We start from the raw sequence: 22,750 nt of genomic DNA on the forward strand, positions 1-22,750 counted from the left end.
CGGTCGAAGGACGCGCGCGCCGAGCCAACGGAAGAGAGTTATCCGCCGGCGAACGGCGGTAGAACGTCGATCGTGTCGCCGCATTGCAGCGCTTTGGATCTGTCGCGGACGGCGATTCCGTCGCATAGATACGAGGATCGATTCAGCACCGTTGCCAGGCGGATACCCGAACGGGCAAGTCGTTGAACCAATTCGGCGACGGTGGTTCCTGGGCTGAGGATCACGATCTCGGACTCGGTTCCCGCGGCGGCTCGCGCGGCCGCGAAGTAGCGCACCGTCACGTGGAGGCCGTCTTGCTCGATGGCGGCCTGTCTCATCGGGTCAGCCACCGATCGCGCTCATCGGGCGGGCGGGCTGGATGAACTCGGGGTTATTGATGCCGTGGCCGGCGGGTTTGTTCCACATGGCGGTGCGCCACGCGAGCTCGATCGTGTCGTCGTCGGCACCGCCGCGCACCAGGCCGCGAAGGTCGGTTTCTTCGGCGGCGAACAGGCAGCTGCGGATTTGGCCGTCGGCGGTCAGGCGGGTGCGGTCGCAGGTTGAGCAGAAGGCGTGCGATACCGAGGCGATGACACCGAATTTCCCGCCTGATGTCGTGGGGCCCGGGTCGACCAGCCAGAGCTCGGCCGGAGCCGAACCGCGCGGTGCCGGGTCGGGCCGCAACCCGAAGTGTGGCCGCAGCGCTGTCAGCACGTCGTCTGCGGTCAGCGCGGCCTCGCGGCGCCATTGGTGGCCGGCGTCCAGTGGCATCTGCTCGATGACCCGCAGCTGGTAGTCGTGCTGCAGGCAGAACCGCAACAACTCGACGACATCGGTGCGTCCGGTGGTGGAGTCGAGCACGGCGTTCACCTTGACCGGCGTCAGTCCGGCCGCCGCGGCGGCGGCCAAGCCCGCCAGCACGTCATCGAGGCGATCGCGACGGGTGATCGCCGCAAAGCGGGCCGGGTCGACGCTGTCCAATGAGACGTTGACCCGGTTCAGGCCCGCGTGGGCGAGCGCGGTGGCCCGGCGGGCCAGTCCCACGCCGTTGGTGGTCAACGAGATCTCCGGGCGGGGCCGCAGGGCGGCCGCCGCGGCCACCACCTCCTCGAGGTGACGGGACAACAGCGGTTCCCCGCCGGTGAAGCGCACGCTGGTGACGCCCAGCCGAGTGACGGCGATACCCATCAGCCTGGCCACCTCGTCAGGCCGTAAGAGCTGGTCGCCGGGCAGCCAGTCCAGACCCTGCGCCGGCATGCAATAACTGCACCGCAGGTTGCAACGGTCGGTCAGCGACACCCGTAAATCCGTGGCGACCCTGCCATAGCTATCCGTCAACGGGCCTGAAGTGGGTGTGTCCGCAAGCGCCGCGTCGCCGGACCGGCGCACCGTAGGTACCCCCAGCGCGGTCAGCGTCACCCGCTCGGTCTCAGCAGGCTCGGGGTTGTCGACGATGTCCTCGCGGGTATCGCGGCGACGACGAATGGCCATGGTTGACACGGCGCTGATGAGGCCGACCGCGGAGACATACGCCACGATCATCGAAGTCGCACCGCCGGCCGCGCTCAGCAGGTACGTCAGTAGCAGGGGCGTCAGACCCGAAGCGACAATGCCGGAGAGTTGATAGACCACCGAGATCCCGGTGTAGCGCACCCTGGTGGGGAACATCTCGGCGTACAGCGACGGTTGGGGTGCGTACATCATGGGGTAGAGCACCCCGAGCATGACGACGATGGTGATCACCACCACGCTCGTTCGCAAAGTTCCGAGCAGAAAGAATGCGGGATATGTTGCCGCAGTGCTGATCACGATGCCCAGAGCGAACAGCTTCCTGCGGTCGTAGCGGTCAGACAGCTTTCCGTACCACGGGATGAACAAGACCATCGTCGCCGCCGCCGCCATCACTGATATCAGGATGGTCTGGCGACTCAGGCGCAGGACGTGGGTGCCGTAGGTGATGACGAACACCGCCCAGGTGTTGAACGCGACGCCCTCCGCCCAGCGACTTCCCATACCCAGCAATAGGTTTCGCCGTGATTCTGGATCTCTGACCATTTCCAGGGCGGGCAGGGACGATCTCGCTTCGACTTTGCCAAGCCCGCGGAAAGCCGGGGTTTCCATCACCTTGAGACGGACGAACGTACCCACCGCAACCAGGATGAGGCTCAACATGAAGCCGATTCGCCAGCCGAATGCCAAGAATTCGTCACTCGACATCACCGAGTTGAGCCCAGCGAAAACGCCAGTACCCAACAACAATCCAAGCGCGAGGCCCAGTTGAGGAAGACTTCCGTAGTAACCGCGCTTACCGTCTGGGGCGTACTCGACGGCCATCAGCACGGCCCCACCCCACTCGCCGCCGATCGCGGCACCCTGGGCCAATCGCAGGAGCACGAGCAGGATCGGCGCGCCAATGCCTATCGTGTCGTAGCTCGGGACCAGACCGATCAGAAACGTCGCCAGCCCCATGATGATCATCGTGGCAACCAGCGTCTTCTTCCGGCCGACGCGATCGCCGATATGACCGAAGATCAGGCCGCCGATCGGGCGAGCGACAAATCCGATCGCGAAAGTCGCGAAAGCGAGCAGGGTCCCGACGATTGGATCGGCGCTCGGAAAGAACAGCTTCTGGAAGACCAACCCGGCTGCGATCCCATAGAGGAAGAAGTCGTACCACTCCACGGTCGTTCCGAGAATGCTGGATACAACGACGGTGCGAATTTCCGCCCGTGTCGGACGTGGGCGCGCCGGGCTGGTCAAAACGATTCCCGGAAGATCTGGGTGAGTGCTTCACGCGTCACGGGTCGCGGCACGACAGCCAACTGCCGGGTCTGCTTCATGGTGCCCTCGACGAGGGTGGGCAGATGGTGTTCGCTGTAGCCGAAGGCGCGCAGCCCCGCCGGCATACCGATGTCCACCATCAGCTCGCTGAGCACGTGGGCGAGGGCATCGGCTCCGTCGGTTGCGGTGAACCGCTGCCCGGACAGCAGCTCCGCCGCGCGCAGATGGCGCTCTGGCCCGCTCGGGTAGGTCCAGCGGAAAACTGCTGCGGCGGTTGCGGATACAGCCTGCCCGTGCGGGACCATCGGCATCGGTGGGTATCCCTCCGCCTGATAGTTCTCCACCGCCCCGGCAATGGGATAGGCGTTGGCGTGTGGCAGATGCGTGCCGGCGTTGCCGAAGCCGGTGCCGGCCGAGGTGGAGGCCAGCGCCATCTGGTACCGGGCCTCGAGGTCACGGCCGTTCATTACGGCCCGCCGCAGATACTTGCCTACCAGCGTCAGCGCCAGTTCGCACCACGTGTCGCTGATCGGGTTCGACCCGCAGAACGCGGGCCGCATCATCGGATCGGCGGGCGCGGGCTTGGCGTCGAATCGGATGCAGGTGTAGCTCTCCAGCGCGTGTGACAAGACGTCCATCCCACTGGCGGCAGTCGCCTGGTGCGGCAGCGAGACGGTGGCAAGCGGGTCGACTACGGCCAGCGTCGGGCGCAGTTTTGCGTGGCTGATTCCGGCCTTCAGATGCAGTCCCAGCAAGTCGACCACGCAAATGCTGGTGGATTCGGATCCGGTGCCTGCGGTGGTTGGCACCGCGATCAGCGGTTTCAACGGTAGCCACGGTGCCCGGCCGCCCCCGATGGGCGCCGTGACAAAGTCCAACAGTTCGCCGTCGGGATGGGTTGTCAGGAGGTTCACCGCTTTCGCGGTGTCGATTGCCGAGCCACCACCGACCGCCAGAAAACCTTGCCACTCTTGTTGTTTGGCGTAGGTCACGGCTTCTGCGATGCTGTCGTCGGTGGGCTCGACGGCGACCTTGTCGAACACTTCCGATTTGATTCCGGCCCCGATCAATTGCTCATAGATCCGGTCCGGCATACCCGCGGCGCGCACCCCCGGGTCAGTGATCACTAAGCAGGATTCGATGCCCAGCGCCGATAGTTCGGCACCTATCTCATCGAGGGCTCCCAGGCCAAATTTCAATGGTGGTGCGGCCCAAGTAAATACGGTCTCGTTCTGAAGTGATCCGGGCATCCTCGTCGCCTTTGACGGTCACAATGTAGGGGAGGTCCCCACATTGTGGGACAGTACGCCTCCGGGCCGCCATTGAGAAGTGGATCACACCCCGGCGCCGGCTCCAGCTAACCACTGGGCTACGCGGTTTGCGGTGCGGGGCCAGCAGATCGAAAGAGCTCTGGCAAAAGTAAATTCACCGGGATTTCAGAACCACCCAGGATCTCAGAATGACATGGTCCGGTCGACGGGCACGAACTGTGAAACATCTCGCGCGGCCCGGATAACCTGCTTGCCCAATGTGCGAATCCGGCTTTTCGACATGCGGACCGTAGGAGCCTGGATGACCAGCGCCGCGTGCGCGTGTCCCTGCGGGTCCAGCACCGGGGCGCCCACACAGCGCAAGCCCTCGATGTTTTCCTGTTCGTCGATGCTATAGCCGCATCGCCGGATGCCGGCGAGCTGATCGGCCAGAGCTGCGGGGGTGTTCAGACTGTGCGGAGTGACCTTGACGAGTTTGGACGGCAACGAGTCGAGGTATCGATCGGCATCGGGCGAGAACGCCAGGATGGCCTTCCCGGAAGCGGTGCTGTAGAGGGGGAACCGCGTTCCGGTGTGCTGTTCGTACCGCAGTGGGAGCGTGCACCGCACCCGCATCATCACCACCGACTCCGCGCCTTGGCGGATCGACAGGTTGATCGCCTCTTCGGTCTCGGTGTTGAGGCGCTCGAGGATGGGCAGCGCCTTTTCGATGCCCAACCCGCGCTGTGCGGCCTGACCGAGCAGCACCGCGCCGCTGCCGAGGTAGTAGCAGTCGGAAAGTGGATTGCGCGCGACGAGACCCTCGGCGATCAACGCCCGGATCAACCGATTGGCGGTGCCCGACGAGAGCCCGAGCGCGTTTGCGATCGCGTTGCCACTGAGTTCATCCGGTGAGCCGGCAAGCAACTTCAATACGGCGAGTGCCCGTCCCACTGATTGGGTCCCCGCAGGCAAATTCTCACTCACGGCGCCCAGCCACCGGTCCTCTCCTTCAGATCCGGTAGCCACCAGGCAGCAGCGCGGCGACCTCCTTGGCCGTGCTGACGACGAGGCGGCCGAGATCGTCCAGCCGATCGTCGCGAACGCGCATTTCGGGCCCCTGCACCGCAATTGCAGCCATCACGGTGCCCTGCGCGTCGAAAGCTGGAGCGGCGACTCCGCGGACTCCGTCGAGGCGCTCGCCAAGGTTGATGGCATACCCACGGGCGCGGGTCTCCTCGAGATCGCGCAACAAAGCTTTGCCCGAGGTGATGGTGATCGGCGTCAGCGGGCGAAGCTCGCCGAGCCCGGCCACCTCAGCCGTGATGTCGGGCGCGAACGCCAGAAATACTTTGCCGCTGCTGGTGCAGTGCAGCGGAATCCTCGTCCCTACGGGCTGGATGAAGCGCAGCGGGTGTTTCGACTCCACGCGAAGCACGACGAGGCCGTGGTCACCGTCTCGGACGACAAGATTGGACGACTCGCCCGACTCGTCGCTCAGCCGCTCCAGGACCGGGGCCACGCTATCGAACCCCAAACTGCGCTCGGCGGCACGACCGAGCAAGTAAGCCTCTCGTCCGAGTCGATACCGCTCGGTTTGGTCGCTTTGCACGACGTAGCCGGCCGCGACAAGTGCGCGCACAATCCGGTGGGTAGTGCTCGTGTTCAACGAGAGCGTGCGGGCTAATTCGGTCACACCCAAATCGCTCGGGGACTGCCGAAGAATGCCCAGCACCCTCAGGGCGCGGCTGATCGTCTGGGTGCCCAGAAGCGGCTCGTCCGCCACCGCCGTCACGCCGCCGACCACGTCCGATTCCCCTGCCATGGCAATAAGGATAACGACATCAACCTGACAGTTGACTGGTATCGGACCTAGCGATCACTCGGGTCGCGGTGACGACATCGCGCAACACCGGCGGTAGTTGCTCACCGGACCGCAGCACCAGCCGGAGGCTGCGCCGCAAATCCATCCCCACAGTCGGGACGATGATCAGCCGGTGCTGAGCGACTTCGTCGGCAAGCGCCAGTGAGCTCAGCACGGCCGGGCCGATCCCCGCTTCCACCGCGGCCTTGATCGCGGTCGTCGATGACAGCTCCATCATCGGATCAGCGGTGACCGGGTAGCCGAGACGGTCGAGTTCGTGCTCGAGCACATACCGCGTGCCGGATCCCGGTTCCCGGCTGATCATGGCGGTGCGGCTGAGCTGCTCCGCGTCTACCGAGGCCCGGCGGCGGCCCCAGGGGTGCGAGTGGCCTACCACCAGGACGAGCTCGTCGTGAGCCACCACAACGGAATCCAGACCGTCGCTGACTTCCGCACCCTCGACGAATCCGACGTCGGCGGCCCCGGCCAGCACCAGTTCGGCGACTTTGACGGAGTTGATCACCTGCAGACCGATAGTCACGGTGGGCAGCCGCCTGCGCAGTTCGGACAACCAGCCGGGCAGTAGATACTCGGCGATCGTCATGCTGCAGGCGACTTGAATCCGGCTCGCCTGATGGTCGCGCAGCGCCGTGATGCCCGCGTCCAGTTCGCTGGCGGCGTCGACCACCCGCCGGGCCCAGTTCGCGATCATCGCGCCGTGATCGGTCAGCCGTGATCCGGTCGTGGACCGCACGATGAGGGCGACGCCGATCAGCCGTTCCATGTTTCGAATGCGCGACGCCGCGGCAGGCTGCGAAACGCCATGTTCGCGGGCGGCTTTCGCGAGGCTGCCCAACCTGGCCACGCTAAGTAGCAGGTCGAGCGAACCGATCTCCGGCACCCGTGGTGACAGCGGCACGAGTTAACGGTACTGGGTGGGGTCAAAACCAGACTTTGGGCCTTCCAAGTCCAAGGGCGCTACCGGCGTGGGCAGGCGGTCGTTAACGTCGCTGCCACAACGGAATCGGAGATGCAATGCAATACGGATTCGCGATCGACCAGCGCACTTGCATCGGCTGTCACGCGTGCACCGTGGCCTGCAAGACCGAGCATGAAGTCCCCGTCGGACAGTTCAGAACCTGGGTGAAATACGTTGAGTCCGGGGAATTCCCGGCCACGACGCGCGACTTCGGCGTCATGCGCTGCAACCACTGCACGGACGCGCCCTGCGTCAAGATCTGTCCGACGAAAGCCCTGTACAAGCGCGACGACGGCATCGTCGACTTTGACAACGAGCGCTGCATCGGGTGCAAGGCATGCATGCAGGGCTGCCCCTACGACGCGATCTACATCGACGAGGACACGCACACCGCCTCCAAGTGCAACTTCTGTGCCCATCGGGTCGACGAGGGGCTGGAGCCGGCGTGCGTCGTTGTCTGTCCGACGCATTCGATCTGGGTCGGCGACCTGGAGGATCCGACCAGCGGTATCGCCCGCCTGGTCAATTCCAACCCGGTGCAGGTCCGCGCGCCGGAGCAGAACACCGGTCCCAACGTCTTCTACCTCGGCGCTGACCGGGCGGTGCTCGACCCGTTGGCCGCTCCGACCGGCAAGTCCTATCTGTGGGCACGCCCCGACAAGCACCGCAGGGAAGCCTCCACCGACCTTCCCATCGACCCGGTCAGCAAGGCGCGGACCACACTGAACACCGCCCATCCGCGGCCGTGGGGCTGGCGGGTGACGACCTATTTGTGGACCAAGGCGGTCGGTGCCGGGGCCATGCTGATCGCTACGCTCGCCCGCTTGATGGGAGTCGATCTCGATCTGCTGGGCTCGGTTGTCGCGCCGATGATCGGGCTCGCGGGGGTCGGCATCACCGGGGTCCTGCTCGTCTGGGATCTCAAACGACCCGAGCGGTTCCTCTATATATTTCTGAAACCCAATCCGCGCTCGTGGCTGTTCTGGGGCTCGGTGGTCCTCGGCGTGGCCGGCGCGCTGTTCTCGGCGTGGCTGGGGATCGGCATGCTCGACTACGCGGGCCTACTGGACGCGAAGACGAGCGGCTCGATGCTGTCCGCAATCGCGGTACCGACTCTGCTCGCCGCCACGATGACCACTGGCTACACCGGGTTCCTCTTCGGGCAGGCAGAAGGCCGGGATCTGTGGCAATCGCCGCTGCTGTTCTGGCACCTCATCGTGCAGGCATTCATGGTCGGCGCTGGCGCGCTGACGGTTGCCGCCGTGGCCACCCATCCGGGCCGCAACGCCTGGGAGCTGCTGCTGGTCACCCTGACCGTCGCCACGGTCGGGCATGTCCTGATGGTGCTCCTCGAATTCCTCGGCCGACACCCGACCAGCCACGCGGCTGCTGCCGCGCACATGGTCGTCAAGGGTCGCTACGCACGCGAGTTCTGGGTGGGTGGTGTGGCCCTGGCGGTCCTGGCCGCTGTGCTTGCCGGTGCCAGCTGGGCCCTGGCAAGCACTGCGCCCGTGGCGCTCGCGGTCGTCGGCGGTCTCGTCGTCCAAGCGGCGCTGCTCGTCTACGAGAGCGTGTTCGTCCGCGCCGGCCAAGATGTCCCCCTGTCCTAAGTAAGGAGCACCCATGTCGGTCGAACCGGTTCTCCCGGGCGCACGCCGCCACGAGCACCTGCGCAATTTTCCGCCAGTGTCCGCCTGGGACAACCACATTGAGTACGACGCCAAGGCCCATCCCCGCAAGGTGCCGCACTCCTACATGCTGATCCCGACCACGTGCTTCAACTGCGAAAGTGCCTGCGGGCTGCTGGCCTATGTGGACAAAGAGGACCTGTCGGTCAAAAAGCTGGAAGGCAACCCCGCGCATCCCGGCTCGCGGGGCCGCAACTGCGCAAAGGGTCCCGCCACCGTCAACCAGCTCAACGACCCCGAACGGATCCTGTACCCGTTGCGCCGCACCGGGGAGCGGGGCGGCGGCAGCTGGGAGAGGGTCAGCTGGGACCAAGCGCTCGACGACATCGCCGAGCGGATCCGCACGGCACTGACCGAGGGCCGCCACGACGAGATCATGTACCACGTCGGCAGGCCGGGTGAGGACGGCTTTACCGAGCGGATGCTGAACACCTGGGGAGTCGACGGGCACAACACCCACACCAACATCTGCTCGGCCGGTGCCCGGCTGGGCATGTCGTTGTGGGCGGGCTTCGACCGTCCCTCGGCCGACTATGCGAACGCCAAAGTCATGCTGCTGCTCTCCAGTCACCTGGAGACCGGGCACTACTTCAACCCGCACGCGCAGCGGATCATGGAAGCCAAGCAGTCCGGTGCCAAACTGATCGTGCTCGACCCGCGGATGTCGAACACCGCCTCGCACGCGGACATCTGGCTGGCACCGTGGCCGGGTAGCGAGGCCGCGATCCTGCTTGCGGTGGCGTCTTACCTGCTTCGCACCCGGCGCATCGACGAGCCATTCCTGCGTCGCTGGCTCAACTGGCGCACCTATCTACAGCAACTGCATCCCGATGCGCCGCAGGATTTTGAGACGTTCCTGGACCGCATCACCGACGACTACGCGGAGTACACCTTCGAATTCGCCGCGCAGGAAGCAAAGGTGCCCGCCGAGAAGATCGAGGAGATTGCCGAACTCGTCGCTGACTGCGACAACCGGTTGTCGTCGCACATCTGGCGCGCGGCTGCCGCCGGCAACCTGGGCGGCTGGCAGGTCGCCCGTTCGCTGTGGTTCGTGATCGCCCTGACCGGCAGCATCGGAACCCGCGGTGGGACCAGCCCGAACGGCTGGCACAAGTTCATCCCGCAACCCCCGAACATGCCGAACCACCACGAGCGGTGGAACGAGCTGACCTTCCCGCGTGACTTCCCGCTGTGCACCAACGAGATGTCGATCCTGTTGCCGCACTTCCTCGCCGAGGGACGCGGGAGGTTGGAGGTGTACTTCTCCCGGGTCTACAACCCGATCTGGACGAACCCGGACGGGTTCACCTGGATCGAGCAACTGTCCAATCCGGACAAGGTGGGCCTGCACGTCGCGCTGACCCCGACCTGGTCGGAGACAGCCGAATTCGCCGACTACGTGCTCCCGATGGGTCACTCCAGCGAACGGCACGACACGCACTCCTACGAAACGCATGCCGGCCGGTGGCTCGGCTTCCGGCAACCGGTACGCCGCGTCGCGATGGAGAAGCTCGGACAGTCCTGCACCGACACCCGCGACGCCAACCCCGGTGAGGTGTGGGAGGAAAACGAGTTCTGGTTCGAGCTCTCCTGGCGCGTTGACCCCGACGGTGCCTTGGGCATCCGAAAGTACTTCGAGTCTCCCTACCACTCCGGCCAGAAGATCACCGTCGACGACTACTACCGGTGGATGTTCGAGCACAGCGTTCCCGGACTTCCGGAAAAGGCCGCCGCGCAAGGCATGACACCACTGGAATACATGCGCCGTTACGGTGTGGTCGAGGTGGAACAGCACGTTTACCGCCGCGACGAACGCGTTATCGACGACACGGAGCTCGTCGACACCACAGTCGATGAGCTGGGAGTGGTGCGCAAGCCGGTGACCCTGGACTCGGTCGCACCGATCGTCGGTGAAGCCGGTGCGGTCGGTTTGCAACATGACGATGGAACCGTGACCTTCGGATGGCCGACCCCGTCACGCAAGCTCGAGGTGTTCTCCACCGCAATGCGGGACTGGGGCTGGCCCGAGCACACGACACCCGGATACATTCGCTCGCATGTCGCGGCCAGCGAGATCGACCTCGACGCCGGCGAGATGGTCCTCGTCCCGACCTTCCGGTTGCCCACGTTGGTTCACACCCGTTCCGGAAACGCCAAGTACCTCAACGAAATATCCAACACGCACCCGCTCTGGCTGAACTCGCGCGATGCCGCCCGACACGGGGTGGGCACCGACGACTTGGTGCGGATCAGCACCGAAATCGGCTACTTCGTTGCCCGGGCCTGGGTCACCGAGGGTATCCGCCCGGGCGTGTGCGCACTCTCCCACCATATGGGTCGCTGGCGCCTTCATCCGGGCGAAGGCAGTCGCTGGGTGTCCGGGATGGTCGAGTTGTCCCATCCCGGTGGCGAGCACACCTGGTTGCTCCGCCACAAGAGCGGGGTCGCGGCATTCTCGTCCAACGACCCCGACTCCTCCCGCATCACGTGGGACGACCCCGGCGTCCACCAGAATCTCGCGTTCGGCGTCCATCCGGACCCCCACTCGGGCATGCACTGCTGGCTGCAGAAGATCCGGTTGGAGCCCGCCCACGCCGAAGACAGGTATGGCGATGTCTACGTCGACACCCGACGTTCCTCCGAGGTGTACAGAGAATGGCTGTCTGGGACCAGGAACACCCTGGGACCAGGCGGACAGCGCCGCCCCGAATTCATGATGCGGCCCCTCGCGCCGACGCGGCGCGGCTACCGGGTCGAGACATGACAGCGATATCGCGATGATGACGCGGCATCGGCGCCGGACGCTTGTCGACGATAACGAGTTGCGGTCGGCAGCGGAGGCGGTGGAGGATCCCGAGATCCACCGTCCGCTAGGGGATCTGGGGATGATCAGGCGCGCTGACGCGGGACGCGACGGCGTGGCTCACGTCGAAGTCGCGCTCACTACGCTTGCCTGCCCGATGCGCGAGCGCATGCGTACCGACATGGCCACCGCGCTTGCTGCGGTCGACGGCGTCACCACGGTCGAGGTGACCTTCAGCGTTCTGTCGGAGCGAGAGCGTCTCGCCCTCGCCGGGCGGCTGCGCGGCACCGACGGACCGCGACTCGCCGACGGGACGCAGGTATACGCGGTCGCCAGTGGTAAGGGCGGTGTCGGCAAGTCCACGGTGGCGGCCAATCTGGCTGCGGCGCTGTCCATGTCGGGCCAGCGCGTTGCCTTGCTGGATGCCGATGTGTGGGGCTATTCGGTGCCCCAGCTGTTCGGGGTCCGCCGAAGCCCGGTCGCGCTCAACGGTCTTATGCTGCCGGTAGAAGCTCACGGTGTGCGGCTGATGTCCGTCGGATTCTTCGTCGACGAGGAAGAGCCCGTTGTGTGGCGCGGTCCGATGCTGCACAAGGCGCTCGAGCAGTTCCTGTTCGACGTCCATTGGGGTGACATCGATGTCATGCTGATCGACCTTCCTCCGGGCACAGGCGACGTGACACTGTCGCTGCTGGAGCTCGTCCCGCAGGCCGGACTGCTCGCCGTCACCACGCCACAACCCGCGGCGCAGCGGGTCGCTTCTCGAGTCGGACGCATGGCAACCAATATGCGGATGCCGATCGTCGGGGTGGTGGAGAACATGAGCGCCGTGGTGTGCGGTCGCTGTGGTGAGCACACCGAAATGTTCGGCTCGGGCGGTGGGTCGCGGTTGGCTGACGAACTCGGCACCGAATTGCTTGGTCAGATCCCCCTTGATGTGGAGCTGCGCTCGGCCGGTGATGAGGGCACACCCGTGGTTATCCAGCGGCCGCAGGCGCCGTCCGCCGCGGCCCTGACGCGCCTCGCGGCGCGGCTGCCCGCGGTGCGTCGGCCACTGGCCGGAATGTCGCTTCCTCTGACCGTAACCGGTTGAGGGGCAGACGAATACGGATCGCCGGAGATACCCGACGCTCAAGGCCCGGTTTCCAGCGGTGCCGCCAGGCCCCTCCCCCGCGAGGCATTTCCTCACGCCACACAAATCGAAACTGAAAACGCTGACAATGATTGGACTGAAAGGGATCTCGTCCTCATGTGAGCCGCGCCGATTGGCGGTTTGCGTGCCCCGGAAACCCAATGCATTGGTCGTGGTAGTCGATCCAAACCACCCTTGGGCGCGGCGCCGCACACCCCCGACAGCAGCCGAGTTGGCCGCAAGCCAGTGCTGGAACTCGGCAGCGCGCCGGTGATCTCTGAAGGTTCCCGCCGGCTCAAAGGGACCTCAGGCTGCAGCCCCATCGAGCAAAGGGACCTCAGGCGGACCCGAAACCCGAGCGATCAGGATCCGCTGCGGGCAGGCTCAGCCGGTGACAGCGTGGCTTGCACGCCCAACGAGCGGAGAGCTTCGCCGATTGCGCTGGGCACGTCGACGACCACCGCGCCCGCTTCGGTGAGGGCGCGCACCTTCGACTCACCACTGCCGCGGCCACCGGTCACGATTGCGCCGGCATGGCCCATCCGTTGCCCCGGCGGGGCGGTACGCCCGGCGATGAAGGCGACTACGGGCTTGGTCATGCCGGCGATATACACCGCGGCTTCCTCCTCCACCGCACCTCCGATTTCGCCTACGACGACGACGGCCGACGTGCGCTCATCGGCGTCGAGGAGCCGCACCGCGTCCAGCGTCGTGGTGCCGAGGATCGGGTCACCGCCGATGCCGATGAAGGCACTCTGCCCGAAGCCTGCGGTGATCAGTTCCATCGACACCAGCGTGCCCAGGCTGCCACTGCGCGAGATGACGCCGATCGGACCCGGCCGGAAGATGTTGTGCGCGAATCCGGGCATGATGCCGATCGATGTTTCGCCCGGCACGACCAGTCCTGCGGTGTTGGGTCCGAGCACCGTGGTTCCGGCCGCTGCGGCGCGGGCGAGGATTTCCATGACATCCTGCGCCGGCACATGCTCGGTGAGCAGAACCAGCTTGCCGACGCCCGCTGCGATCGCGTCGAGTGCCGCGGCCCTGGCGTGCATCGGTGGGACGAAAAGCACGGAGGCGTCCAGCCGGTGATGCGCTGCCGCCTCGACCACGCTGTGGTAAACGGGTATGCCGTTGACCATGCGTCCCCCGCGGCCGGGGCTCGCACCGGCGACGACTTCGGTACCGCACTCGACCATGCGCTCGGTCCAATACGAGCCTTGCCTACCGGTGATCCCTTGGACAACGACTGTCTCACCGCGTCGAATCAACATCGTTACACCTCCACTGTGGTCGCCGCGGCGGCAACTGCGGCCTTGACGGCATCGTCCATGAGTTCGTAAGGATCCACCCCAAGCCGCTCGCGGACGAGGCGTATCGCCTCCTCCTCGCCGGTGCCGTGGATGGTGAAGAAATAGGGAATCTCCGGTCGCAGCTCTTCGATGGCGGTGACAACGCCTTCGGCCATGACATCGGTGCGGGCGAAGGCGCCACAGAAATTGATCAGCAGGCTGCGCACCCGTGGATTGTCCAAGACCAGCTTTAGGGCCGGGGTGGCCTTGGTATAGGCGTCGCCGCCGATCTCCAAGAAGTTGGCCGGCCTGCCGCCGTAGTGGTTGACCACATCCAGGCTCGTCATGGTCAGCCCCGCACCGTTGGCCAGAATCCCGATGTCGCCATCCAGCTCGATGAACTGCAGACCCAGTTCGCGACCGCTGCGCTCAAGCTCGGTCCCAACCTCCAACTGATCGGCGCGAAGATCCGCGACCAGGGCCGGGTGCCGGGACAGCGCGCCCGGATCGAGCGAAACCTTGCTGTCCAAAGCTATGAGCTCGCCCGAGGTCGTGACGGCCAGCGGGTTGACCTCGACCAAGTCGGCGTCGGCCGACCAATAGGCCTGATAGAGCGCGGCCAGCGTCTGCGCTACCGCTGCCTGCGACGTCTGGGGAAGGTCAGTAGCGGCAAGCATGTCGGCGGCAGCGTCCTGGGCCAGACCACACAGGATGTCGATGGGCAGCTTGTGGACCCGCTCCGGGAACTCAGCATTGATCTCTTCAATGTCCATACCGCCCGCGGTGGAGAACAACAGCAGCGGGCCTTTGGTCTGGGCGTCGTTGAGTATCGCGGCATACAGCTCCTGCTCGATGTCCACGCATTGCTCGATGATGAGTTCCTGTACGCGGTATCCGCCTATTTCGGTGCCGAGCAGGCGGCGGGCCGCATCCGCGGCCTGGTCGGGCGCGTCGGCGAACAGGACACCGCCCGACTTACCACGTTTGCCGGCCGGCACCTGAGCCTTGAGCACCACCCGGCCGCCGATGGTCGCCGCAGCTTCCATCGCCGCCTCTGGCGAGTCGACGACTTCCCCTTTCGGAATGCGAACGCCGGCATCGGCAAGCAGTCGCTTGCCTTGGTATTCGAGGAGTTTCATGATCACCGTCCGTAAGTAGCGAAGTAGGAGCCCCACAGGTCCTCTTCGGTTGGTTCACAAGCCGGGATGACCCGCGCGAGTCGGGTGATGTTGAGGAAGTCCCGGTAAGACAGGTTGTGGGAGATGCTGTTGCCTGCCCAGGTACCTGCCCCCATCGTCAGGGTGAAGCCAAGCCCGTTGTCGAATCCGCCACCGGTGCCGAAGCAATGCGCCTGGTTCACAAGTACCCGGGCCACCTGCAGTCGTTCGGCGACGTGTCGCGCCTGGTCGTCGTTTTTGGTGTGGATGCCACACGAGTGACCCGCGCCCTGGAAGTCCAGGATTCCCTGGATCCGGTCGATCGCCTCGTCCAGATCGGCGAACCGGTAGACGGTGAGCACCACGGAAAGCTTCTCGCCGCTGAATGGGTGGTCCGGGCCGTAGCTGTCCTCCTCGACGAGGAAGAACTCGGTGTCGTGTGCTCCCCGCCCATTGAGACCGGCCAGCGCGGCGATCTTGCCCGGCGGCTGCGCGGTGACCTCGGGGCTGAGGTTGCCGTCGGGCCACATCACCTGCTGCAAGCGTCGCTTCTCGTCTGGGCTCAGCAGATAGGCTCCCTGACTACGCAGTGCTTCGATCGCGGCGTCGTAGACGTCGGCGTGGATGTGCAGCGAATTCTCCGAGGAACAACTGGTCGCGTAGTCGAACGTCTTGCTGGCGCGGATCTTCGCTGCCGCGTCGGCGAGATCCGCGTCGGCATCGATGATGACCGGCGCGTTGCCCACACCGACACCGATCGAGGGCGTCCCGCTGCTGTAGGCGGCGCGCACATTCTTCTGTGATCCGGTCACGACGACGAAATCGGCTTGTCGCATCAACTCGAACGTCAGCGCTTTGGACGGTGCCGCGGTGTACTGCACTAGATCGCGCGGGACCCCCAACCGGTCGAACTGCTCATGAATGTGCTGGACCAGGAGCGCGCAAGTGGACGCTCCCTTGGGCGACGGGGACAGGATGACGGCGTTGCCACCCTTGAGCACCATCATCGTTTTGTTCGCCGGGGTCGCGGCGGGATTGGTCGAAGGACAGACGGCCGCAACGACGCCCATCGGCTTGGCATATTCGGTGATGCCGGTGTCGCGATCTTCGCTGATGACACCCACCGACTTCGCGCCGGTGAGGTCGCGCAGCGTACCCATCGTCTTGCGCTGATTCTTCAGCGTCTTGTCCTCGACATTGCCGAGTCCGGTGTCACGAACCGCGAGCTCGGCGAGCTCACGCGCTCTGGCGGGCTCCGCGATTGCCCACGCGACGGCCGCGACGATGTGGTCCAGGCGTTCCTGGGAACATCCCGCGACCTGGGCCTGGGCCGCGCGCGCACGCCGCACCATATCGGCCACAACCGGTTCGGCGCTTTCGACTTTTACCGTGGCTGAGGTCATCATGCTGGCTCTCCTATTCTGGGCAACGATGCCGCTCCGCTGGCGGCCTGAACGGCGCTTGCCAGCGCCACGAACTCGATGTCATCGACACTGCATCCGCGTGACAGGTCGTTGATGGGCTGGGCGAAGCCTTGAAGGATCGGCCCGAGCGCGGCTGCCCCGCCGATTCGCTCGGTGATTTTGTACGCGATGTTGCCCGCGTCGAGGTTGGGAAAGATCAGCACGTTGGCCCGTCCCGCGACGACCGAGCCTGGTGCTTTGCTGGCTCCGATCTCGGCGACGAACGCGGCATCGAACTGCAGCTCGCCCTCGATCAATAAATCCGGGCGAAGCTGGCGGGCGATCTCGGTGGCCCGGCGCACCTTGTCGACCTCGGCATGTGCGGCACTGCCTTTGGTGCTGAACGACAGCATCGCAACGACAGGCTCGATCCCCGTGAGCGAACGATAAGTCGTCGCCGCGGCTACCGCGACTTCGGCGAGCTGTTGGTCGTCGGGCATGGGAATGACCGCACAGTCTCCGTATCCGATTACCTGCCCGGAGGGAAGCCCCATCAAGAAACAGCTCGACACCGTGTGTGTGTCATGTGCTAACCCGACCACCCGCAGCCCGGCACGCAGCACGTCTGCGGTTGGACGGGACGCCCCCCCGACGCACGCATCGACGGCGTCCATGCGCAGCAGGGCGGTCGCCACGTAAAGCGGATCGCCGAGCAGCTCCGAGATCTGCGCCTGCGTAAAGCGGGATGGCAGCGCGCTGCGCAGCGCTGCGGCGAGCTGCCCCACCCGGTCCGCCGAGGCGGTGTCCACAATCAACGATTCCTGCGGCGGCCTGATCCCGCTTCGCGCCGCCACGTCCTGGATCACCGTCCGGCGGCCGACGAGGTACGGCACCACGGTTCCGGATTCGGTGAGCCGCGCTGACGCTGCAATCACGCGCGGGTCTTCGCCATCGGCCAGCGCCACCCGGACGTTTCGGCCTGCGAGGACGGTTCGCCAGGCGATCCGCAGGGCCTGGAGAACGCCGAGGTCGGTGCGCGTGTCCGCGGCGTTCATCGGGGCACCAGCGATGTCGCTGACGGTCATCGATCCTCGCAGGTTGAGGTTGATTGTTTTCACATTATGAAATCACTTCCCAAACTGTCATGATCCCGAACCGCTGTCAAGGTTCGCGGGGTGTGGCGAACGCCGCTCGGACTGACGCCGGCACGTCAGATCGAGGATCTCGTTAATACCTTATCTAGCAGCGTATATCGAGAGTCGAAGCGTGATCTACGGAGAGCAAGTTGGGCGGTGTTATTGACATCACAGCGTCTTGTGGCTAGCGTCACATGCCACCAGATCTGGGATGCCTTTTCACATTTAGGGACGACTCAAACCCTCGGTGCTGCCCCGCCGAGGCATAGCTAGGCGGTGGACCCCACATGCTCAAACCCGCACCACACCTCGACGCGAGTGAAGCACGACCGAGAGCTAGGCCATCGCTGCGCACCGCGTTCGTCGGACGCGTGCGCGGCAAGGTGCTGTTTCTGCTGTGCTTGCTGTACTTCATCACCTACGTGGACCGTGTGAACATCTCGACGGCCGCGCCGTTCATCAAGCACGACCTCGGGTTGTCCAATACCCAACTCGGTTTGGCCCTGTCCGCTTTCGCTGTTCCGTATGCGTTCTTTCAGATCTTCGGCGGGATGATCGGCGACCGTTTCGGACCCCGCATCGTGCTCGGCGTCGTCGGAGTGGTGTGGGCGGTGGCGACCGCGGCCACTGGATTCGCCGTCGGTTTGGTATCACTGGTCGGCGCCCGACTTGCGCTCGGCTTTGGCGAAGGAGCAGCTTTCCCAACCGCAACCAATGCGATGGCGAGGTGGATGCCTGCGGATCAGCGGGGATTGGCTCAGGGCGTGACCCATTCCGCCGCGCGACTTGGCAATGCCATCACTCCACTGGTCGCCGCGGCGCTGATCACGCTTTACGGCTGGCGGCTTTCGTTCTGGGTCTTCGCCGCGATCAGCCTGCTGTGGGTCATTGCTTGGGTCCGGTCGTTCTGCGACTCGCCGGCCGACCACCCGAAGATGACGGAAGCAGAGCTGAAGGAACTGCCCGAACAGCAGCCGCAGGCGAACCGTACGCCGATCCCATGGCGTCCGCTGCTGCGCCGCATTCTTCCGGTGACCTTTGTGGACTTCTGCTACGGATGGACGCTGTGGGTGTTCCTTACCTGGCTGCCCTCGTTCTTCAAGGAGAGCTACGGTTTAAATCTCCAGCATTTCGCCATGTTCAGCACCTTGGTGCTGTGCGCCGGGGTCGTCGGCGACACCGCCGGTGGGGTGGTCTCCGACGCGCTGCTGCGGCGAACGGGCAACCCGAAGATCGCCCGTCGCGCCACGCTCGTCGTGGGCCTGCTCGGTTCGTTCGTCTTCGTGGTGCCCACGCTGTTGACCCACCACCTTGTCTTCGTCGCGACTTTCCTGGCCTTGTCGTTCTTCTTCCTCGAGTTGACCAACGCGGTCCTCTGGGCCATCCCCATGGACATCGCGCCGCAACATGCCGGCACCGCCGGTGGGCTGATGAACACCGGCTTCGGGATAGCGGGCGTTCTTTCCCCACTGGTGTTCGGCATGCTGCTGGACGCAACCGGTAGCTGGACGGTCCCCTTCGCCGTCTCCGCCGCGCTGCTGTTCATTGGGGCAATCGCCGCACTGCGCGTCAATCCACAGCCGATCTCCGTGGAGACCGTTGCCGTATGACAGCGTCACCGCCATTGGACTTCGGGGCGTTACCGCCGGAGAGCAATTCGGGCCGGATGTATGCCGGTCCAGGTTCGGGCCCGTTGATGGCTGCGGCCGCGGCCTGGGACCTCCTGACCGCAGAGTTGAATTCGACCGCGACCCGCTACATGTCGGTGATCACCAAGTTGACCGGCTCATCGTGGCTGAACCTGGCGTCGCAGGCGATCGCTTCCGCGGTCACGCCCTATATTTCCTGGCTCAACACCGCGGCCGGACTGGCTGCGGAGACCGCACACCGGGCCAGGGCCGCCGCGGCGGCCTTTGAGGCCGCGTTCGCACTGACGGTCCCGCCGCCGGTGATCGCGGCGAACCGCTTGTTGCTGATGACGCTGATCACGACGAACTTCATCGGCCAGAACACTCCGGCGATCGCGGCCACCGAAGCCCAATACGCCGAGATGTGGGCTCAAGACGCTGCCGCAATGTACGGCTACGCACGTGTCTGGTACCCGACGCCACGACTTTTCGGCATGGGTGGCCTGGGCAGGTCGGTGTCGGCGAACGTCGCCTCGGCTAGCAAGGTCGGGGGATTGTCGGTGCCCTCGAAGTGGGCCTACGCCCGGATCGCCCACCCACGCCACCGTCGTCGTCGAGTATGTTGCCGGCCAAGAAGGCCCAGCGAGCGGCCTGCTGCGCGGCACACCCGCGGGTAACGGCAGCGCGCGGCCGCCGGCTCGGGAGCGCTCGCCGGCAGTCGCAATTCGCGTTAGCGCTTCTTGACCGACTTCGGCGGCTTGGCACCCCGGCCTTGTTGACGCGCGGCAGCGCGCCGCTCGCGCCTGCTGGCACCCCCGGGTACCCCGGCCGGAGTCTTCTGCCCGCCACCGCCGTTGCGTTGGACCTCCGCCGAACCGTCCTCCGCCGGACCGGAATACGTCAGAGCGGGCGCATCGTTGTCAATGCCCTTGGCGCGCACCGTCCTTGGAGCCTGTTCCCGCACCGCGGTGAGTGCACCACCGGAGGTGCCTTCCTGCTGTTCGGCGGCCACGGCGTTGGTCGTCCCCAATTCCGCCAGCCCCTCCGGGGTTTCCATCGGAGCAAGCTGGGGAGAGGGCGCCGCCTCCACGGTGACGTTGAACAAGAAGCCGACCGACTCCTCCTTCATGCCGTCGAGCATGGCCATGAACATGTCGTAGCCCTCGCGCTGGTACTCGACCAGCGGGTCGCGCTGCGCCATCGCGCGCAGCCCGATGCCCTCCTTGAGATAGTCCATCTCGTAGAGGTGTTCACGCCATTTGCGGTCGATCACGTTGAGCAGCACGTTGCGTTCCAGCTGTCGCATCGCGCCTTCTCCCGCGATCTCCTCCAGCTCGGCTTCCCTTGTGGCATAAGCCTGTTCGGCGTCTTTGACGAGCGCCTCGAAGAGCTCGTCGCGGGTGAGTTCGTCGCGCTCGGAGTCGGCGTCTTGACGGGTGAGCGTCTCGTGTTCGATCCCGACCGGGTACAGCGTCTTGAGCGCCGTCCACAATGCGTCAAGATCCCAATCCTCGGCGTAGCCCTCGCCGGTCGCGCCGTCCACATAGGCGGTGATGACGTCGCGGACCATGTCGAACGCCTGCTCCTGCAGGTTCTCGCCCTCGAGGATGCGTTTGCGCTCCGCGTAGATGACCTTGCGCTGCTGGTTCATCACCTCGTCGTACTTGAGGACGTTCTTGCGGACCTCGAAGTTCTGCTGCTCGACCTGGGTTTGGGCGCTCTTGATGGCGCGGGTGACCATCTTGGCTTCGATCGGGACGTCGTCGGGCAGGTTCAGCCGGGTCAGCAGGCTCTCCAGTGCGGCCCCGTTGAACCGGCGCATGAGCTCGTCGCCCAGCGACAGGTAGAAGCGCGACTCGCCGGGGTCACCCTGCCGCCCGGAGCGACCGCGCAGCTGGTTGTCGATGCGCCGCGACTCGTGCCGTTCGGTACCCAGCACGTACAGGCCGCCGGCCTCGATGACCTCCGTGGCCTCTTTGGTGGCCTCCTCCTTGACCTTGGGGAGCTCTTCGTGCCAGGCCGCGTCGTACTCCTCGGGGGTCTCGACCGGATCCAGACCACGGGCACGCAGCCGTAAGTCAGTAAGGAAGTCGACGTTGCCGCCCAGCACGATGTCGGTGCCGCGACCGGCCATGTTGGTGGCGACGGTGATGCCACCGCGGCGGCCGGCCTCGGCAATGATGCCGGCCTCTTGCTCGTGGTACTTGGCGTTCAGCACGTTGTGCGGGATCTGCCGTTTGGTGAACTGCCGCGACAGGTACTCCGAGCGCTCCACGCTGGTCGTCCCGATCAGGACCGGCTGGCCCGCCTCGTAGCGCTCGGAGACATCGTCGACCACTGCGATGTACTTGGCTTCCTCGGTCTTGTAGATGAGGTCGGACTGGTCTTCGCGGATCATGTCCTTGTTGGTCGGGATGGGGACCACGCCGAGCTTGTAGATCTCGTGCAGCTCGGCCGCCTCGGTCTGGGCGGTACCGGTCATGCCGGACAGCTTCTCGTAGAGCCGGAAGTAGTTCTGCAGCGTGATCGTGGCCAGCGTCTGGTTCTCGGCCTTGATCTCGACGTGTTCCTTGGCCTCGATGGCCTGGTGCATGCCTTCGTTGTAGCGACGGCCGATCAGCACGCGACCGGTGAACTCGTCGACGATGAGCACCTCGCCGTCGCGGACGATGTAGTCCTTGTCGCGGTTGAATAGCTCCTTGGCCTTGAGCGCGTTGTTCAAGTAGCTGACCAGCGGCGAGTTGGCGGCCTCATACAGGTTGTCGATGCCGAGCTGGTCTTCGACGAACTCCACCCCGAGTTCGTGCACACCGATGGTGCGTTTGCGCAGGTCAACCTCGTAGTGGGTGTCTTTTTCCATCAGCGGGGCAAGCCGGGCGAACTCGAGGTACCAGTTGGAGGCACCGTCTGCGGGACCGGAGATGATCAGCGGCGTGCGCGCCTCGTCGATCAGGATGGAGTCGACCTCGTCGACGATGGCGTAGTTATGCCCGCGCTGCACCAGGTCGTCCAGCGAGTGCGCCATGTTGTCGCGCAGGTAGTCGAAGCCGAACTCGTTGTTGGTGCCGTAGGTGATGTCGGCGTTGTAGGCCGCCCGACGTTCGTCGGGGTTCATGTTGGCCAGGATCACCCCGACCTGAAGGCCGAGGAAGCGGTGCACCCGGCCCATCCACTCGCTGTCGCGTTTGGCCAGGTAGTCGTTGACGGTGACGATGTGCACACCCGTGCCGGCCAGCGCGTTGAGGTAGGCGGGCAACACGCAGGTCAGGGTCTTGCCTTCACCGGTCTTCATCTCGGCGACGTTGCCCAGGTGCAGAGCCGCGGCACCCATCACCTGCACGTCGAACGGACGCTGATCGAGCACCCGCCAGGCGGCTTCGCGGGCCACCGCAAAAGCCTCGGGCAGCAGGTCATCGAGGCTTTCGTCGTCCTCGAGCCGCTTGCGGAACTCGTCGGTCTTGGCCCTCAGTTCGGCGTCGGTGAGTTTTTCGACGTCGTCAGACAGCGTGTTGACATAGTCGGCGACCCTTCTCAGCCGCTTGACTATGCGACCTTCACCAAGGCGCAGCAACTTCGACAGCACAGCTATGTCCCCTGTTGGATGTCAGTCTTCTTCGATGAGGCGCCACCCATCGTAGGTGACTCGCTTGCGAAGCCG

Annotated in this window: 15 protein-coding genes and 2 pseudogenes; 5 read left to right on the top strand and 12 right to left on the bottom strand. The window is 65.2% G+C overall.

From position 1 onward, the window contains the following. Window positions 1-38 precede the first annotated feature (38 nt). The 7 genes and pseudogenes from ACTXG5_RS26940 to ACTXG5_RS26970 form a co-directional block, all read right to left on the bottom strand. Window positions 39-317: a MoaD/ThiS family protein gene (locus ACTXG5_RS26940; protein ID WP_445164614.1), complete on the bottom strand. Its 279-nt coding sequence runs from the start codon at window positions 315-317 to the stop codon at window positions 39-41. A 4-nt stretch (window positions 318-321) separates the two neighbouring features. Beyond that, a complete protein-coding gene (gene moaA / locus ACTXG5_RS26945) occupies window positions 322-1,398 on the bottom strand; it encodes a GTP 3',8-cyclase MoaA (protein ID WP_445164615.1) in 1,077 nt (358 codons plus the stop codon). Between the two features lie 48 nt (window positions 1,399-1,446). Next, window positions 1,447-2,739 (bottom strand): annotated as a pseudogene (locus tag ACTXG5_RS26950) (MFS transporter); the annotation flags it as partial. Continuing rightward, a complete protein-coding gene (locus ACTXG5_RS26955) occupies window positions 2,736-4,010 on the bottom strand; it encodes a hydroxyacid-oxoacid transhydrogenase (protein WP_445161685.1) in 1,275 nt (424 codons plus the stop codon). The pseudogene ACTXG5_RS26950 and the gene ACTXG5_RS26955, both read right to left, overlap by 4 nt. A gap of 204 nt (window positions 4,011-4,214) precedes the next feature. Continuing rightward, the gene (locus ACTXG5_RS26960) at window positions 4,215-4,997 is read right to left on the bottom strand and encodes an IclR family transcriptional regulator (RefSeq protein WP_445161686.1); all 783 of its coding nucleotides are present in this window, start codon (window positions 4,995-4,997) and stop codon (window positions 4,215-4,217) included. A gap of 25 nt (window positions 4,998-5,022) precedes the next feature. Continuing rightward, window positions 5,023-5,835 carry an IclR family transcriptional regulator gene (locus ACTXG5_RS26965; protein ID WP_445161687.1) on the bottom strand — a complete coding sequence of 271 codons (813 nt, stop codon included), beginning with the start codon at window positions 5,833-5,835 and terminating at the stop codon, window positions 5,023-5,025. 19 nt (window positions 5,836-5,854) lie between these two features. Further along, a complete protein-coding gene (locus ACTXG5_RS26970; RefSeq protein ID WP_445161688.1) occupies window positions 5,855-6,793 on the bottom strand; it encodes a LysR family transcriptional regulator in 939 nt (312 codons plus the stop codon). Window positions 6,794-6,909: 116 nt separating this feature from the next. Between ACTXG5_RS26970 and ACTXG5_RS26975 the strand changes: the two genes are divergently transcribed. The 3 genes from ACTXG5_RS26975 to ACTXG5_RS26985 are packed head-to-tail and all read left to right on the top strand — an operon-like array spanning window position 6,910 to window position 12,437. Continuing rightward, window positions 6,910-8,463 carry a 4Fe-4S dicluster domain-containing protein gene (locus ACTXG5_RS26975; protein WP_445161689.1) on the top strand — a complete coding sequence of 518 codons (1,554 nt, stop codon included), beginning with the start codon at window positions 6,910-6,912 and terminating at the stop codon, window positions 8,461-8,463. A 13-nt stretch (window positions 8,464-8,476) separates the two neighbouring features. Next, window positions 8,477-11,305, top strand: coding sequence for a molybdopterin-dependent oxidoreductase (locus ACTXG5_RS26980; RefSeq protein WP_445161690.1), 2,829 nt, complete (start codon window positions 8,477-8,479; stop codon window positions 11,303-11,305). Window positions 11,306-11,312: 7 nt separating this feature from the next. Next, window positions 11,313-12,437 (top strand): Mrp/NBP35 family ATP-binding protein, encoded by a 1,125-nt coding sequence (locus tag ACTXG5_RS26985; protein ID WP_445164616.1) that lies wholly within the window; start codon window positions 11,313-11,315, stop codon window positions 12,435-12,437. A 401-nt stretch (window positions 12,438-12,838) separates the two neighbouring features. Here the strand turns inward: ACTXG5_RS26985 and ACTXG5_RS26990 are convergent, their stop codons facing one another. Genes ACTXG5_RS26990 through ACTXG5_RS27005 form a run of 4 tightly spaced genes read right to left on the bottom strand, consistent with a single transcriptional unit; the run spans window position 12,839 to window position 17,413 of the window. After that, window positions 12,839-13,750 carry a succinate--CoA ligase subunit alpha gene (locus tag ACTXG5_RS26990; protein ID WP_445161691.1) on the bottom strand — a complete coding sequence of 304 codons (912 nt, stop codon included), beginning with the start codon at window positions 13,748-13,750 and terminating at the stop codon, window positions 12,839-12,841. 2 nt (window positions 13,751-13,752) lie between these two features. Then, the gene (locus ACTXG5_RS26995; protein ID WP_445161692.1) at window positions 13,753-14,907 is read right to left on the bottom strand and encodes a succinate--CoA ligase subunit beta; all 1,155 of its coding nucleotides are present in this window, start codon (window positions 14,905-14,907) and stop codon (window positions 13,753-13,755) included. Between the two features lie 2 nt (window positions 14,908-14,909). Further along, window positions 14,910-16,331: an acylating sulfoacetaldehyde dehydrogenase gene (gene sauS / locus ACTXG5_RS27000; protein ID WP_445161693.1), complete on the bottom strand. Its 1,422-nt coding sequence runs from the start codon at window positions 16,329-16,331 to the stop codon at window positions 14,910-14,912. After that, on the bottom strand, window positions 16,328-17,413 hold the full coding sequence (locus ACTXG5_RS27005) for a phosphotransacetylase (protein ID WP_445161694.1): 1,086 nt from the start codon (window positions 17,411-17,413) through the stop codon (window positions 16,328-16,330). Before ACTXG5_RS27005 ends, sauS begins: the two co-directional genes overlap by 4 nt. Window positions 17,414-17,751: 338 nt before the next feature. Between ACTXG5_RS27005 and ACTXG5_RS27010 the strand changes: the two genes are divergently transcribed. Further along, window positions 17,752-19,074 (top strand): MFS transporter, encoded by a 1,323-nt coding sequence (locus tag ACTXG5_RS27010; protein WP_445161695.1) that lies wholly within the window; start codon window positions 17,752-17,754, stop codon window positions 19,072-19,074. Beyond that, window positions 19,071-19,553, top strand: a pseudogene (locus ACTXG5_RS27015) (PPE family protein); the annotation flags it as partial. The gene ACTXG5_RS27010 and the pseudogene ACTXG5_RS27015, both read left to right, overlap by 4 nt. Window positions 19,554-19,822: 269 nt before the next feature. Here the strand turns inward: ACTXG5_RS27015 and secA are convergent. Continuing rightward, the gene (gene secA / locus ACTXG5_RS27020; protein ID WP_445161696.1) at window positions 19,823-22,675 is read right to left on the bottom strand and encodes a preprotein translocase subunit SecA; all 2,853 of its coding nucleotides are present in this window, start codon (window positions 22,673-22,675) and stop codon (window positions 19,823-19,825) included. Window positions 22,676-22,750 lie beyond the last annotated feature (75 nt).

The sequence above is a fragment of the Mycobacterium sp. Dal123C01 genome (assembly GCF_052566995.1).